The organism is Kitasatospora sp. NPDC058063, from assembly GCF_042885395.1.
Taxonomy (GTDB): domain Bacteria; phylum Actinomycetota; class Actinomycetes; order Streptomycetales; family Streptomycetaceae; genus Kitasatospora; species Kitasatospora lactacystinica.
Window position 1 is genome coordinate 552,983 of record NZ_JBHVSD010000001.1, and the last position, 15,946, is coordinate 568,928.

The 15,946-nt window shown below is 72.8% G+C and carries 9 protein-coding genes and 1 tRNA gene; 9 read left to right on the plus strand and 1 reads right to left on the minus strand.

All coding sequences use genetic code 11. From position 1 onward, the window contains the following. The first annotated feature begins 77 nt into the window (after positions 1–77). From topA to ACFVUY_RS02590, 7 genes are all read left to right on the plus strand, one after another. Entirely contained in the window at positions 78–2,960 is a 2,883-nt protein-coding gene (gene topA / locus ACFVUY_RS02560) for a type I DNA topoisomerase (RefSeq protein WP_387726855.1), read from the plus strand. A gap of 155 nt (positions 2,961–3,115) precedes the next feature. Continuing rightward, positions 3,116–6,676: a dTMP kinase gene (tmk, locus tag ACFVUY_RS02565; RefSeq protein ID WP_387726857.1), complete on the plus strand. Its 3,561-nt coding sequence runs from the start codon at positions 3,116–3,118 to the stop codon at positions 6,674–6,676. A 179-nt stretch (positions 6,677–6,855) separates the two neighbouring features. Further along, positions 6,856–8,067 carry a DNA polymerase III subunit delta' gene (locus tag ACFVUY_RS02570; protein ID WP_380541612.1) on the plus strand — a complete coding sequence of 404 codons (1,212 nt, stop codon included), beginning with the start codon at positions 6,856–6,858 and terminating at the stop codon, positions 8,065–8,067. Between the two features lie 321 nt (positions 8,068–8,388). Beyond that, entirely contained in the window at positions 8,389–9,579 is a 1,191-nt protein-coding gene (locus tag ACFVUY_RS02575) for a hypothetical protein (RefSeq protein WP_387726859.1), read from the plus strand. A 177-nt stretch (positions 9,580–9,756) separates the two neighbouring features. Beyond that, complete coding sequence (locus tag ACFVUY_RS02580; RefSeq protein WP_387726861.1) at positions 9,757–11,478, plus strand: alpha/beta hydrolase; 1,722 nt, start codon at positions 9,757–9,759, stop codon at positions 11,476–11,478. Between the two features lie 108 nt (positions 11,479–11,586). Further along, positions 11,587–12,237 (plus strand): leucine efflux protein LeuE, encoded by a 651-nt coding sequence (gene leuE, locus ACFVUY_RS02585; protein ID WP_387688992.1) that lies wholly within the window; start codon positions 11,587–11,589, stop codon positions 12,235–12,237. Between the two features lie 82 nt (positions 12,238–12,319). Next, positions 12,320–12,393 (plus strand) — tRNA-Thr (locus ACFVUY_RS02590). 208 nt (positions 12,394–12,601) lie between these two features. Here ACFVUY_RS02590 and ACFVUY_RS02595 read toward each other — a convergent pair. Continuing rightward, a complete protein-coding gene (locus ACFVUY_RS02595) occupies positions 12,602–13,012 on the minus strand; it encodes a tyrosine-type recombinase/integrase (protein WP_387726863.1) in 411 nt (136 codons plus the stop codon). On the opposite strand from ACFVUY_RS02595, the gene ACFVUY_RS02600 reads away from it, so the two are divergent. Then, positions 12,969–13,418, plus strand: a complete 450-nt coding sequence (locus ACFVUY_RS02600) for a hypothetical protein (RefSeq protein ID WP_387726865.1) — start codon at positions 12,969–12,971, stop codon at positions 13,416–13,418. The two genes, ACFVUY_RS02595 and ACFVUY_RS02600, sit on opposite strands and share 44 nt — an antisense overlap. A gap of 154 nt (positions 13,419–13,572) precedes the next feature. Continuing rightward, on the plus strand, positions 13,573–15,696 hold the full coding sequence (locus ACFVUY_RS02605; protein ID WP_387726866.1) for an AIPR family protein: 2,124 nt from the start codon (positions 13,573–13,575) through the stop codon (positions 15,694–15,696). Positions 15,697–15,946 lie beyond the last annotated feature (250 nt).

A 15,946-nucleotide genomic window follows, 5' to 3' on the forward strand; every position in this document is an offset into this window, starting at 1 on the left:
GTGGAGGGGTCGGGCGGAGTGCAGCCCGTGCTGCCGGCGCCGACCAGCCACATAAGGACCGGGAGAGAAGAGCGAAGGTGTCCCCGAGCAGCGAGACCGCGCACGGACAGCGACTCGTCATTGTCGAGTCGCCGGCCAAGGCGAAGACGATCAAGGGCTACCTGGGCCCCGGCTACATCGTCGAGGCGAGCGTCGGGCACATCCGCGACCTCCCCAGCACCGCGGCCGAGGTGCCGGACAAGTACACCGGCGAGGTGCGGCGCCTCGGGGTGGACGTCGACCATGACTTCGCGCCCATCTACGTGGTCAACGCGGACAAGAAGTCCCAGGTCAGCAAGTTGAAGTCGCTGCTCGCGGAGTCCGACGAGCTCTTCCTCGCCACCGATGAGGACCGCGAGGGCGAGGCCATCGCGTGGCACCTCCAGCAGGTGCTCAAGCCCAAGGTGCCGGTGCACCGCATGGTGTTCCACGAGATCACCAAGTCGGCGATCCAGGAGGCCGTGGCCAACCCGCGCGAGCTCAACCAGCGCCTGGTCGACGCCCAGGAGACCCGCCGCATCCTCGACCGGCTGTACGGCTTCGAGGTCTCGCCGGTGCTGTGGAAGAAGGTCATGCCGAAGCTGTCGGCGGGCCGTGTGCAGTCCGTCGCGACCCGGCTGGTGGTCGAGCGCGAGCGCGAGCGGATGGCCTTCCGCGCCGCTTCGTACTGGGACCTGGTCGGCACCTTCGGTACCGGCCGCACCCCGGCCGACGCCGCCAACCCGGAGACCTTCGGCGCCCGGCTGGCCTCCGTCGACGGCAAGCGGATCGCCAGCGGCCGCGACTTCGGCCAGGACGGCCGGCTGAAGGCCGCCAGCGCGAACACCCTGCACCTGGACGAGCAGGCGGCCCGTCAGCTGGCCGCCGCCCTGGAGCAGACGGCGTTCGGCGTCCGCAGCGTCGAGTCCAAGCCGTACCGCCGCTCGCCGTACGCGCCGTTCCGCACCACCACGCTCCAGCAGGAGGCCAGCCGCAAGCTGGGCTTCGGTGCCAAGCGGACCATGCAGGTGGCCCAGAAGCTGTACGAGAACGGCTTCATCACCTATATGCGTACCGACTCCACCACGCTGTCGGACACCGCGATCACCGCCGCCCGGGCCCAGGTCACCCAGCTGTACGGCGCCGACTACCTGCCTGACGCCCCGCGCACCTACGCCAGCAAGGTGAAGAACGCGCAGGAGGCGCACGAGGCCGTCCGCCCGTCCGGCGACCGCTTCCGCACCCCCGCCGAGACCGGCCTGACCGGTGACGACTTCAGGCTGTACGAGCTGATCTGGATGCGCACCGTCGCCTCCCAGATGAAGGACGCGGTCGGCCAGTCGGTCACCGTCCGGGTCGGCGGCACCTCCGCCGACGGCCGGGACGTCGAGTTCTCGGCCACCGGCAAGATCATCACCTTCCACGGCTTCCTCAAGGCCTACGTCGAGGGCGCCGACGACCCGAACGCGGAGCTCGACGACCGCGAGCGCCGGCTGCCGCAGGTCGCCCAGGGCGACCCGCTGGCCGCCGAGCGGATCACCCCGGAGGGCCACGCCACCAAGCCGCCGGCCCGCTACACCGAGGCCTCGCTGGTCAAGGAGCTGGAGGACCGGGAGATCGGCCGCCCCTCCACCTACGCGTCGATCATCGACACGATCATCCAGCGCCGGTACGTCTTCAAGAAGGGGACGGCGCTCGTCCCGTCCTTCCTCTCCTTCGCCGTGGTCAACCTGCTGGAGAAGCACTTCGGCCGGCTGGTCGACTACGACTTCACCGCCAGGATGGAGGACGACCTCGACCGGATCGCCGCCGGTGAGGCGCAGTCCGTGCCGTGGCTGAAGCGCTTCTACTTCGGCGAGGGCGAGGGCCACGCCGCGGGCGGCGCCGCCGAGGCCGGCAACGGCGACGGCGACCACCTGGGCGGCCTGAAGGAACTGGTCACCGATCTCGGCGCGATCGACGCCCGGGAGATCAGCTCGTTCAGGGTCAGCGACGACATCACCCTGCGGGTCGGCCGCTACGGCCCGTACGTCGAGCGCGCCTCCACCGTCGAGGGCGAGCCGGGCCAGCGTGCCGACATCCCGGACGAGCTGCCGCCGGACGAGCTCACCGTCGAGCTGGCCGAGGAGCTGCTGGCCAAGCCCAGCGGCGACTTCGAGCTCGGCCCGGACCCGGTCGGCGGCAACATGCTGGTCGCCAAGGACGGCCGCTACGGCCCGTACGTGACCGAGATCCTGCCCGAGGGCACGCCGAAGACCGGCAAGAACGCGGTCAAGCCGCGCACCGCCTCGCTGTTCAAGACGATGTCGCTGGACACCGTCACGCTGGAGGACGCGCTGCGGCTGCTCTCGCTGCCCCGGGTGGTCGGCACCGACGCCGAGGGCGCGGAGATCACCGCGCAGAACGGCCGCTACGGCCCGTACCTCAAGCGCGGCACCGACTCCCGTTCGCTCACCAGTGAGGACCAGCTCTTCACGATCACCCTCGACGAGGCGCTGGCGATCTACGCCCAGCCGAAGCAGCGCGGCCGGGCGGCCGCCGCCCCGCCGCTCAAGGAGCTGGGCAACGACCCGGTCAGCGAGCGCCCGGTGGTGGTCAAGGACGGCCGCTTCGGTCCGTACGTGACCGACGGCGAGACCAACGCCACGCTCCGCAAGGACGACGACGTCGAGACCATCACGCCGGAGCGCGGGTACGAGCTGCTCGCCGAGAAGCGGGCGCGCGGACCGGTGAAGAAGGCGGCGAAGAAGGCCCCGGCGAAGAAGGCCGCGGCCAAGAAGACGACCACCGCCAAGACCGCGGCGACCAAGACCGCCGCCGCGAAGAAGACCGCCGCGAAGAAGACCACCACCAAGACGGCGGCGGCGAAGAAGACGGCGGCCAAGAAGACCGCCACGAGCAGGACGGCGGCCGACAAGGCCTCGGCCACCGAAGAAGGCTGATCCGCGGTCCCGCGGCCGGGCCCGCACCCCCGATCCCGGGGGGCGGGCCCGAGGCCCGTCGGGTCTGTGCGGGGTACGTCACAACCCGGTGATGAGCACGATCCGGAAGCGCGTTCGCCACATTCCGGCCAGGCCCAGCCCGCTACGCTGACCGTATGACGAGCGAGGAGCAGCCCACCCCCAGCGCCCCGGCCGCCAGAGCGGGGGTGTCCGACCTGCCCGAGGTCGCGCCCGCCGGGACTCCGGTGGACCGGGCCCGGGCGCTGCTGCGGACACGTGCCTACCGGCGCCTGTGGACCACCCAGCTGATCGGCGGCACCGCCGACCGGCTCGGTCTGCTGGTGCTGCTCGCGCTGACCGTGATCGCCGCCGCCCAGGACGGCCGGTTCGGCAGCCTGCCGCGCAGCCTCGCCTTCGCCCTCGCCGCGGTCCTCGCCGTCCGGGTGCTGGCGACCGGCCTGGTCGGCGTCGCACTGCTCGGCCCGGTGCACCGGCTGGTCACCGGCCGACTGGACCGGCGCTGGACGCTCTTCGGCGCCGACGTGCTGCGCGCCCTGCTGATCGGCCTCGCCCCCTGGTGGAGCGTCTGGCTGGGCTCCGCCGCCGAGCCCTCCGGGGCCGCCACCTACGCCCTGCTCGCCACCGTGTTCGTCACCGGTGCCGCCGAGCGGGTCCGGGGGATCACCAGGGCCGCCGCCGTTCCCGGCCTGCTGCCTCCGGCCAACCCGCACCTGCCGGTCGCCGAGCAGCGCCCGGCCGCGGCCAACCTGGAGAGCGTCCGGAGCATCGACCGCTTCACCGGCTGGGTGACCGTGCCGCTCGGCGCGCTCGGCCTGGTGGCCTTCACCCTGCTCAACAACATCGGCGCGGCCCTCGGCTCCAACTGGCTCCGCGCCCACCAGCTCACCTTCGCGGCGCTCGGCGCGGCCGGGCTGTTCGCCGCCGCGGCGGTCCGCGACCACCTCCAGCAGCTGCCCGGCGGCCCGGTGTCCGTCGCCCCGGTCTCGCCGCTCCAGGGCCTGCGCGCCCCGACCGACGCCGCCCCCGGCCCCGCGCTGAGCAAGGGCCGAACCGGCGGCGCCCCGTACTTCACCTTCGCCGTCGCGGCCGGCTACGCCGCGATGGCGGGTGTCGCCGCGCTCGCGCTGCTCACCGCCGCCGAGCACCGCGCCGGGCCGATCGGCTACGGCCTGCTGGTGCTCGCCGCCGCCGGGACGCCCGCCCTGGGCGCCCGGCTCACCCGGGCCACGCTGCCCTCGCTGTCCCGCCGCCGGCTGCTCGCGCTGGCGCTGCTCACCCAGGGCGTCGCACTGATCCTGGCCGGGCTGGTGCTGGACTTCGTGCTGGTCCTGCTGCTCACCGTGCTGGCCGGGCTGGCCGCCGGGATCGTGATCTCGGCCGGACGCACCCTGCTCGCCCAGGAGGTCGAGGAGGCCCGGCTGCCGAAGGTCACCGAGCACCTGTTCGCGGTGCTCCGGACCGTGGTCGCCGCCGCGCTGGTCGTCGTCCCGCTGATCGCCGCCGCCTACGGGGACGTCGAGTACGGCACCGTCGAGCCCGGCTCCTTCACCTTCATCCACGGCGGCGCGGCCCTGGCCGTCGCCACCTCCGGGCTGCTCACGCTGGTGCTCGCCGCGGTCGTGCTGCTGCGCACCGACGACCGACGCGGCACCGCGCCGTTCGTCCGGGACCTGGTGGACTCGGTGCGCGGCCCGGGCGGCCCGGCGCCGCGCCTCGGCGCGGGCACCGGCTTCTTCATCGCCCTGGAGGGCGGCGACGGCGCCGGCAAGTCCACCCAGGCCCAGGCGCTCGCCGAGTGGATCCGCGGCAAGGGGCACGAGGTCGTGCTCACCCGCGAGCCCGGCGGCAGCCCGGTCGGCCAGCGGCTGCGCGGCCTCGTCCTGGACGTCGGCAACACCGGCCTGTCGCACCGCGCCGAGGCGCTGATCTACGCCGCCGACCGCGCCGAGCACGTCGAGAACGTCATCCGGCCGGCCCTCGCCCGCGGCGCCGTGGTGATCACCGACCGGTACATGGACTCCTCCATCGCCTACCAGGGCGCCGGTCGCGACCTGGCCGCGACCGAGGTCGCCCGGATCTCCCGCTGGGCCACCGGCGGGCTGCTGCCCGACCTGACCGTCGTCCTGGACGTCGACCCGACCAAGGCCCGCGAGCGCTTCACCGAGGCGCTGGACCGGCTGGAGTCCGAGCCCACCGAGTTCCACCTGCGGGTCCGGGCCGGTTTCCTCGCCCTCGCCGCCGCCGACCCGGCGCGCTACCTGGTCGTGGACGGCAGCCAGGCCCCCGGCTTCGTCACCACCGCCATCCGGCACCGGCTCGACCGCGAGCTGCCGCTCTCCGAGCAGGAGAAGGCCGCCCGCGCCGAGCAGGAGCGGCTGGCCAAGGAGGAGGCCGAGCGCCGCGCCGCCGAGGAGGCCCGCAAGAAGGCCGAGGAGGAGGCCGCCGAGCGCAAGCGGCAGGAGGTGCTGGCGCAGCTGCGGGCCGAGCAGGCGGAGAAGGAGCGGCTGGCCAAGGAGGAGGCCGAGCGGGCCGCCGCCGAGGCCCGGCGCAAGGCCGAGGAGGAAGCGCGCCGCAGGGCCGAGGAGGACGCAGCGCGTCGCGCCGAGCAGGAGGCCGAGCGGCGCAGGGCCGAGGAGGCCCGGCTGGCCGCCGAGGCCGCCGAGCGCAAGCGGATCGCCGACGAGGCGGCCGCCCAGGCCGAGCTCCAGCGGCAGCGCGAGCTGGCCCGCGAGGAGCAGCGCCGCCGGGCGGAGGAGGCGCTCCAGCGGGCGGAGGAGGCGCGGCTGGCGCAGGCCGCCGCGCTCGCGGCCGCGGCTGCGGCGGCGGAGTCCGCGGAGGGCCGGGCCGAGGCGCGGCCGGGTTCGGGTTCGGCGTCCGACACGGCGTCGGGTCCTGGCTCGGCCTCGGGTTCGGGTTCGGTGGCCGGGGAGTCGGCCGCGGAGACGACCACGGAGCTGCGGGCGGTCCGGGACATTCCGAAGGGTGTCCCGCAGGACACCCCGCAGGACGCGGCGCAGCCGGCGGCGCAGGCTCCGGTGGGCGGACTCGGGGACGAGGCGACGCGCGAGCTCTCGCTGCGGGACCGGCAGGCGGCCGTCCGGGCTGCCGAGGCCGCCGAGGCGCGCAAGGCCGCGGAGGCCGCCGAGGCGCGCCGGGCGGCGGGCGGAACCGCCGGTGCGGTCGACGAGACCGCCAAGCTGCCGGTGGTGCCGGCCTCGGCGGTGGACGAGACGGCCGTGCTGCCGAGGGTCCCGGCGGAGGCCGACCGGACCGAGGTGCTGCCGCGGATCGAGCCGGGCCGTACCGAGGAGCGTGCCGACGGCCGTACCGGAGGCCGTACCGAGGGCCGGCCGGCGCAGGGGCCGCGGCGCGCGGAGCCGGTGGACAGCACCCGCGAGCTGCCGGTGGTCGACGCCGGGCCGACGGCCGAGCGGTCGCAGCCCGGTGCCGAGCGGCCGAGGCCGGAGTGGGCCGAGGAGACGCCGCTGGACGACCTGCCGAGCCTCACCGACACCCTGCTGGGCTCGCACGACGAGTGGTCGCGCTGGGAGCACGGCGGTCAGGGCCAGGGCGCTCCGTACGGCGGCCCCCAGGGCGGCGCGGAGCGGCCCGAGGGCCGCGGGGACGCACAGGACAAGGGCGATGGCAAGGGCGATGGCAAGGGCAAGGGCCGTCGCTGGGGCCGCCGGGGCTGACCGGACACGTGTGGGCGGCGCCGTCGGGGCAGGTCCCCGGCGGCGCCGCCGCGTTCCGCAGGGCCGCCTCCTCGCCCCGCCGTGACCCGGACGGAGCAGTGGGTGTCGGAGCGGAGACGTATGCTCGACGGCGGGGAAGAGGCGCCACGAGCGCTGCCGTACTGAGCTTGGGAGCAGCAGTGGCCGTCTGGGACGACCTGGTGGGCCAGGAGCGGGTGGTCGAGCAGCTGACCGCCGCCGCCCGGGCGGCCGGGGCGACGATCGAGGCCGGTCGCGGGACCGCCCCGGTCGAGGGCGCGAACGCCTCCCTCATGACGCACGCGTGGCTGTTCACCGGCCCGCCCGGCGCCGGGCAGGTCACCGCCGCGCGCGCCTTCGCCGCCGCCCTCCAGTGCACCAGCCCCGACCTCGCGCTCGGCGGCACGCCCGGCTGCGGGTTCTGCGACGGCTGCCACACCGTGCTGGCCGGCAGCCACGCCGACGTGAAGTACGTCCGTACCGACGGCCTCTCCATCGGCGTCGGCGACATGCGCGACCTGGTCATGCGCGCCTCCAGCTACCCGACCGGCGGCCGTTGGTCGGTGATCCTGGTGGACGCCGCCCACCGGCTCACCGAGGCCGCCGCGAACGCGCTGCTCAAGGGCGTGGAGGAACCCTCCCCGCGCACCGTCTGGCTGCTGTGCGCCCCCTCCGTCCAGGACGTGCTGCCGACCATCCGCTCACGCTGCCGCCTGCTGGTGCTGCGCACCCCCGCGGCCGAGGCGGTCGCCGACACGCTGGTCCGCCGTGACGGCGTCGACCCGGAAACCGCCCGGCTCGCCGCGCTGGCCGGGCAGGGAGACATCGAGCGCTCGCGCCGCCTCGCCGTCGACGAACAGGCCCGCACCCGCCGGACGGAGGTGCTGCGCATCCCGCTGGAGGTGGGAGACATCGGCGGCTGCCTGACCGCCGCCCAGCGCCTGGTCGACACCGCCAAGGCCGACGCCGAGGCTCTCGCCGAGACCCAGGACGCCAAGGAGACGGACGACCTCAAGGCCGCCTACGGCGCCTACGAGGGCGGCAAGGTGCCGCGCGGCATGGCCGGCGCGGTCAAGGAGCTGGAGAAGCGGCAGAAGAGCCGGGCCACCCGCACCCGCCGGGAGACCCTCGGCGTCGCCCTGCTCGACCTGCTCGGCTTCTACCGGGACGTGCTCGCCATCCAGCTCGGCTCCACCGGCGCGCTCGCCAACGAGGACCAGCGGCAGGCGCTGAACCGGGTGGCCCAGGCCGGGCCGGCGGAGAGCACGCTGCGGCGGATCGAGGCGGTGCTGGCCTGCCGTCAGGCGCTGGACCGCAACGTCGACCCGCTGCTCGCGGTCGAGGCGATGACGGTGGCGTTGCGCGCGGGCTGAGCGCGGGCTGAGCGCCGATCGGGGATGGCCGATGGCCGATTGCCGATCGGGGAGCGGGGCGGTCCGGTCCGGGGCCGTCCGGCTCCGGGCCCTCGGGCCGTCCGCCCGGGCGTCGCTCCGGCGGGCGGCGGCTGTACGCCTCCCGGAGCCGGTGCGCCATCCCACCTTCGAGTGAACGAGCGACACTCGCCGGGCACACCGTCGTGTGACTGTCCACCCGTTGTGCACGCTGGGGGCCGACTGCGCCCGCTGCCGGGGCGGTCGCCTTCCGTGCGCGCCGGGTCCGGTTCGGCGCGACCCCCTCCAGAGGTGGTGCGTCCCGTGGTTCGTTCGCTCCTCGTCATCCCCTTGCTGGCCGCCGCCCTCGGCGGTATCTGGCTGGCCCGTGGCGCCCAACACCGCTGGCGCGACCTGCGCGCCGCCGAGACCTACGAGCTGGCCGGCGACCGCTGGCCGATGCTGCTGCGGGCGGCCGGGGCGATGGTCTGCGGGGTGTGCGTCACCGCGCTGACGGTGCTCACCACGCTGGGCGCCTTCGGCGGTCTCGGCCGGGGCACCCAGGAGCCGGACCGGGCGGAGCCGTTCGTGGACACGGCGGGCTCGGCTCCGGGCGCGGACACGGGTGCCGGGACCGGTTCGGGGACGGCCGTCCGGCAGCAGCAGGCGGTGCCGCCCGCGGTCGCCGAGTCGGCCACCGCCCCCGCCCCCGCTGCCCCCGCCGACGTCGCAGCTGCCGCGGCCCCCGCCGTGGTCAGCCGCTTCGACAGCGTCGGCCACCCCGGCGGGGGCGAGCTGCTCCAGTCCGCCGTACTGGGCCCCGACGGCCACCCCCGCAACATCCGGGTCTGGCTTCCGCCGCAGTACGCCAAGGAGCCGAACGCCCGCTTCCCGGTCGTCGTGATGCAGGCCGCCACGCCCCAGAAGACCGCCGACGCCGAGGTCCCGGACGTCTTCGAGGGCATCGGTTCGGCCCTCCAGACCGGCAAGTCCCACCCGTTCATCCTGGTCGCCCCCGAGGCGCCGAACGGCACCGCGCACCCCTGCGAACTGGTCGCCGCCGCCCCGGCCGCCGTCGCCGACGACGCGACGCTGCGCACCACCATCGCGACCTCCTTCCGCACCCTGCCGCCCGGCCCGGCCTCCTGGGGCACCCTCGGCGTCGAGGCCGGCGCGCCCTGCGCGGCCGCCGCCGGGCTCTCCCGGCCCGACCTGTACGGCGCGGCGGCGGCGGTCTCCGGCCGGTACGACGCCACCGCGCTCACCCAGACCGGTGCCGAGGCCCCGGCCGGCAGCGCCGCCAAGCTGCTGCTGGCCGCCGCCAGGGGCGACTCCGCCGGGCTGGACGCGGCCCGCAAGCTCCAGGCCGCTCTGAAGGCCGGCCCCGGAGCGGCGGCCAAGGCCGAGGTGCGGATCTCGGACAACGTGCAGGACTTCACCCCCGACCGGGAGCGGCTGCGGCTGGTCCGCCAGGCGGCGCAGTTCCTGGCCGAGGCGCTGGCCAGAGCGTCCTGAGGGCAGGTCCGGCGGGGCTACGCTGCCCGGTACCCCGGAGTGGGTGCCGGGCAGCGGCGTTTCCTCCGGGGTGCTTCGAGGGTTGTTCCCACTGCGGGTGTTCCTCCGGTGTTCCCCGGTGTTCCCCGGTGTTCCTTGGGTTCTTCCATGTGCTGGTCGGTTGCGGAGAGGTGGCGGATGAGGGCCTTCGAGCGGGCACAGGTGCGGGCATCGGCGCGGGCATCGGTGCGGGCGCGGGCACAGGTGCTGGCCGCGGCGCTGGTCGTCGTCGGGCTGCTGGCGGGCGGTTGCAGCGCGGATCCGTCCGGGCCACCGGCGGCCCCCTCCCCGGACCCGGCCGCCTCCGGCACGTCCTCGGCCCCGACGGCCGCGAGGGCCGGAGCCACCCCGCTGGAGCCGCTGCCCGCCGCCGTCCCGGCCGCGCTCGCTCCGTACTACGCGCAACGTCCGGTCTGGCAGCCCTGCGACAGCGGGTTCGAGTGCACGACGTTCCGGGTGCCGCTGGACTACGACCACCCGGGGGACGGGGACCTCACCCTCGCGGCCGCCCGGGCCGCGGCGGAACCGGCGGGGCCGGGGAGCGCTTCCTCCGACCCGTCCGCCTCCGCCTCCGCCTCCGCCTCCGCCTCTGCCGCCTCCGCTTCGCAGGACACGAGGCTCGGCTCCCTCCTGCTCAACCCGGGCGGGCCCGGCGGCTCCGCGATCGAGTACCTGGAGGCCGCCGCCCGGACGTACGACCACGGGGTGCGGGCCCGCTACGACCTGGTCGGCCTCGACCCGCGCGGGGTGGGCCGCAGCAGCCCCGTCAGCTGCCTCAGCGGCGACCGGATGGACGCCTACACCGCCGTCGGCCTGGCGCCCGGCGACCAGGGCGGGGTCGACGCGCTGGTCGCGGCCGACAAGGAGTTCGCCGAGGGCTGCCGGACGCGGGCCGGGGCGGCGCTCGGCCACCTCAGCACCGTCGAGGCCGCCCGCGACATGGACGTGCTGCGCGCCCTGCTCGGCGACGAGAAGCTGAACTTCGTCGGCAAGTCCTACGGCACCTTCCTCGGCGCCACCTACGCGGGGCTGTTCCCGAGCCGGGTCGGGCGGCTGGTGCTGGACGGCGCGATGGACCCGGCGCTCGACTCCGTCACCGGCAACCGCACCCAGGCGGGCGGCTTCGAGACCGCCTGGGCCGCCTTCGCGCAGGACTGCGCCAAGCGCGAGGACTGCCCGCTCGGCCGCACCGAGCAGCAGGTCGGCGACCGGCTCACCGCCCTGCTCGGCGGGGTCCGCACCGCCGCGCTGCCCACCACCGACGCCGGCCGTCGGCTGACAGGGTCCCAGGCGACCACCGGCGTCATCCAGGCCATGTATGCCGACTTCCTCTGGCTCAAGCTGCGGGCCGCGCTCACCGAGGCCGAGGCCGGCGACGGCACCGGTCTGCTGAAGCTCTCCGACGACTACTACGGGCGCGAGCCGGACGGCTCGTACCCCAATCTGATGTTCGCCAACACCGCGGTGAACTGCCTCGACCTGCCCGCCCCGTTCCACGGCCCGGAGGACGTCCAGCGGGCGGTACCGGAGTTCGAGCGGGTCTCGCCGCACTTCGGGCGCGACATGGCCTGGATGGCCCTGACCTGCGCCTACTGGCCGGTCCGGGCCACCGGTGCGGCGCACACCGTCCGGGCCGCCGGCGCCGCCCCGATCGTCGTCATCGGCACCACCCGCGACCCGGCCACCCCGTACGCCTGGGCGCAGTCGCTGGCCGGCCAGCTGGAGTCCGGCCGCCTGCTCACCTTCGACGGCGACGGCCACACCGCGTACGGCCGGCACAGCACCTGCGTGGACGGCGCGGTGAACCGCTTCCTGCTGACCGGGGAGGCCCCGGAGCAGGGCAAGCGCTGCGAGCGGTAGGGCGGGCCGGGCGCCGGCCGACCGACAGGTGGTTTTCACTTCAACCGATTGCCGGTACGACGTTACGATGAGCGCCCCCTGCCACCCTCCCCTGCACCGGAGCTCATCGTGCTCGGAGTCAACGACCTGGCGACGTACGTCCTCGGCGCCCTCGTCATCATCCTGCTGCCCGGCCCCAACTCCCTGTACGTCCTGTCCGTCGCGGCCCGCAAGGGCATCCGCACCGGCTACCGGGCCGCGGCCGGCGTCTTCATCGGCGACCTCACCCTGATCAGCCTCACCTCGCTGGGCGCGGCCTCCCTGCTCAAGGCCAACCCGGCCGTCTTCGCCGTGGTCAAGTTCGGCGGCGCCGCCTACCTCCTCTGGATCGGCTACGGCATGCTCCGCGCCGCCCGCCAACTCTGGCGCGAACGCCGCGCCGCGGCCGACCCCACCACCGAGCAGACCCCCGAAAGCACCGAGAACCCCTTCCGCCGCGCCCTGGTGATCAGCCTCCTCAACCCGAAGGCGATCCTCTTCCTGCTCTCCTTCTTCACCCAATTCGTCGACGCCTCCTACGGACAGCCCGCCCTCTCCTTCGCCCTCCTCGGCGGCATCCTCCAGACCTTCAGCTTCCTCTACCTCTCCCTCCTGATCTTCGCGGGCACCACCCTCGCCACCGCCTTCCGCCGCCGCAAGCGCCTCTCCGCCACCCTCACCAGCGGCGTCGCCGTCCTCTTCGCCGGCTTCGCCGCCAAACTCGCCGTCTCCTCCGCCTGACCCCCGCCCCCGGATACCGGGTAACGGATCACCCGCGAACCTGTGTAGACTGGCCCGCGTTGCCGCCACACGCGGCGACGGTGCCGCCTTAGCTCAGCTGGCCAGAGCAACGCACTCGTAATGCGTAGGTCGCGGGTTCGAATCCCGCAGGCGGCTCTGTAGAAGCCCCAGGACTCACTCGCCGTGACCTGGGGCTTTTGCCTTTACTGCATCCGTCGCCGTCGCCGCCGTCGCGCGCGGGCCGCCCTCGTGTTCGCGGTCTCAGTTGTGGTCTCACTTCCGGCCGATTGGGGCCAGAGCGCGTTGCCCATCCGCCGGGCCGCTTCCCGGGTCGTCGGGGTGGTCGTCTTGACGTAGCGGCGGGTCATGCTGATCGCGAGTGGCCGAGGATCTCCATGATCGTGAACGGGTCCACCCCCAGCTCATTGAGGATCGTCCCGGCCGAGTGGCGGCTGCCGTCGTGCTGCCGCCGGTCCTCGATCCCCGCCTCGGCCAGCAGCTCCTTGAACTCCTCCCAGTCGGCATGGGGGTCGACCGGCTGACCATCGGGGCGGCATGTCACCAGGCCGTAGTCCTGCCATTCCTCGCCGGCCGCCGCCCTCCACTCCTCCTGCTGCTGGCGCTGCTCGCGAAGGAGCGGGATCAGCGGCGGAAGCAGGGGGGTCGTGCGGCGACTGCCCTTGGTCTTCGGACGGGTGAACGCGAGGCCGCCACCGTGCCGCTTCGGGCAGGTGCTGGCGTGCCGGTCGCCGATCCCGACGTTCCCCTGCGTCAAGGGCCTGATCGACACGACGCTCGGCGACAGAGCGTTCGCCGTCCTCGTCGACGAGGCCCACACCTCCCAGTCCGGCAAGACGGCCAATGCCCTGAAGCAGGTCATCACCGACGGCGGGCAGGTCGCCGAAGACGAGCCGGTCGACACCCAGGACGTCGTCAACGAGCTCCTCTCCGCCGATGACGAGCGTGCCAAGCGCGAGCAGCGGATCTCCGCCGAAACGGCTGCGCGAGCCGCGTCACCGAACGTGTCGTTCCTCGCGTTCACCGCCACGCCGAAGCACAAAACGAAGACCCTATTCGGGCGTCCCAGCGCCGATGGCAAGCCCGAGTCGTTCGACGTGTACACAATGCGGCAGGCCATCGAGGAGGGGTTCATCCTCGACGTGCTGCGTGGAACTCGTTGACTGACGAATGCATGGAGGCCCGGCAACCTGTGGCGGTTGCCGGGCAGCGTCGAGCTGCTCACTTGGTCACTCCTCATACGCTGAACCGCCCGGGTAGGCTGGGCAGTTAGGGCGAGCCTGGGAGTGGGATCAGATGGGGAAGAGTGCACAGGGGATGCCGCTGGAGGTGCGGCAGGTTCGCGAGGCGCTGCTGCGGGAGTTCGCTGACCGGATTTCCATGGATGACTTTGAGAAGAAGGATCCCAAAGAGCGCGAGGTTGCCCTCTTGTCCCGGGCACTATCGGCGAAGGCGGCTCGCATCCTGACTGACTGCACCTCGGACGAGGCAGCCATTGGGGTGATCGATGGCCGGGACGACTTTGGCATCGACTCCGTGGCCTTCTCCGCTTCCGGCACAGAACTCTGGCTGATCCAGGCGAAGTGGAAGAACTCGGGGACAGCCGGCTTCGACACCGAGGCAGCACTAAAGCTCATCCATGGCCTCAAGAAGCTCGACAACCGGGATCTCGACCACTTCAACGAGCGTCTGCGGCTCCTTGGAGACCGGGTCCACGGTGTCCTCAAACTACCCACCTGCAAGGTGCACCTGGTCATCGCCCTCATGGGGGACGGCCGACTCTCGCTCGAGACGCGCACCATACTGGATGAGGCGGCCCGCGAATTCGGTGGCCTCGGCCGCACTGTCGAATACCGAGTGGTGGATCAGGCTGACTTCCACCGGGCCATCCGGGAAGATCTGGAGCCGGAGCCGATCACGCTCACCGCGAAGATGACCGAGGGTTGGCACGACCGTGAAACTCCGTACAAGGCTATCGTTGGTGAGGTGAGTGCCGCGGAGCTTGCCCAGTGGTACGCGGACAACGGCGAGCGTCTCTACGACCGGAACGTCCGCAAGTCGCTCGGGCTCACCGGAGTCAATAAGACCTTGGTCGATAGCATGTTGGAGGATCCTGACGGCTTCCTCTACCGGCACAATGGCATCACGGTGCAGTGTGACACCATCGAGAGGGAGTTCTTTGCGAAGCGCGCGACCGGCGCGCCTATCTCCCTGACCCTCCGCAACGCAAGTGTCGTGAACGGGGCGCAGACCGTCACGTCAGCGAACCGGGCCTTCGAGAAGGATCCCGACGCGGTGGCGGAAGCCTATGTCTCCGTACGGATCGTCTCGATCCAGGGGGCGCCCGAGGGGTTCGCACAGAGCATTACCAAGGCCACCAACACTCAGAACCACATGGAGCGGCGGGACTTCATTGCCATCGATCCGGTCCAGAGCGAAATCCAGAAGGACTTCAAGCTCTCACTCGACAAGGAGTACGTCTTCCGACGCGGGGAGATGGACCCGGCGCCCGAATCCGGCTGCTCGGTCACCGAGGCGGCCACCGCCCTCGCCTGTGCGTATCGGGACCCGACCTTCGCAGTCCGGGTCAAGGGATCGACCGAGGCCCTGTGGAAGGAAGGCGCTGACGGTGCCTATACCCGCCTGTTCGGGCAACAGCCGAGCGCCCACCAGATCTGGCGTTCCGTGCAGGTCCTGCGGGAAATCCGAGACGAGCTGACGAAGCTCCGGTCGACCCTGTCGGGGAGGGCAGCGTCCATCGCGGACAGTGGGGCACTGCTGGCCGCTCATGTGGTGTTCCAGCGCATCGGCAGCGAGGCGGTTGAAGAGCCCGACAGCGACTGGGACACGATTCTGCGGCGCGTGCCCGACCAGGTGCGAAGTGTCCTGGCCTGCCTGATCGACATGGTCGACAAGCTCTTCACCAACAAGAGCTACATCACCAGCATCTTCGCCAGCGAGGAGAAGTCCAAGCAGCTGGTCCAGGCGGTCTTGCTGACGCTCGACGCAGGGAGCGGCACCCCTGATCTATCGGCGTTCGTGACGGCAGCCAGCAAGAAGCGTCCGAAGCGTCCGCCGACAATCCACCTTCTCGTGGACCACGACCTCATTCCTGACGGCACCCCGTTGGCATACGCAGCCAGCGACACGGAAGAGCGGGCTATTGGGGCCTGGCTCGACCAGGACCCGCGCCGCCGCCGGGCCAGTTGGCTCAACGACCGCAAGGCACCGATCCTTTGGGAGGCGGACGGCCAGCGCTACTCGCCGAGTGGACTGGTGATCCGCATCTGGCAGCAGGCTGAGTGGCGGGAACAGTGGAGTGCCGTCCAAGGGCCCAAGCAGTGGCGGGTACCCGGCGAGGGGACGTTGGTGGAGATCGCGGAACGACTGTGGCGGCGGCTGGATACGGAACAAGAACCGGAGGAAGGCAGTCAGTCTTAACCGGACCGCCCCGATCGACACTGGTCAGTCCGCGTGCTTCAGCACAGACGGTCTTGCCCGGCGGTGGCCAGGCGTTGTGCCATCGACTGCTCGACTCGAGCCGTGCTGGAGCCGAGCAGGACCCGAGCTGCGTGAGCGATGCGTGAGCGGACGAGGCAGCACGTGCCGGTTCCGGTGGGATCGTCGATCACGGAGCAACGTCCTGACCTGTAGAAACGTCACCAGCTGATCGATGCTGGCAGCAGCCAGC

What these genes read in the sequence shown, in the direction of transcription:
- tmk (WP_387726857.1), top strand. Translation starts at nt 3,116, where the DNA reads ATGACGAGCGAGGAGCAGCCCACCCCCAGCGCCCCGGCCGCCAGAGCG.
- ACFVUY_RS02580 (WP_387726861.1), top strand. Translation starts at nt 9,757, where the DNA reads ATGAGGGCCTTCGAGCGGGCACAGGTGCGGGCATCGGCGCGGGCATCG.
- ACFVUY_RS02605 (WP_387726866.1), top strand. Translation starts at nt 13,573, where the DNA reads ATGCCGCTGGAGGTGCGGCAGGTTCGCGAGGCGCTGCTGCGGGAGTTC.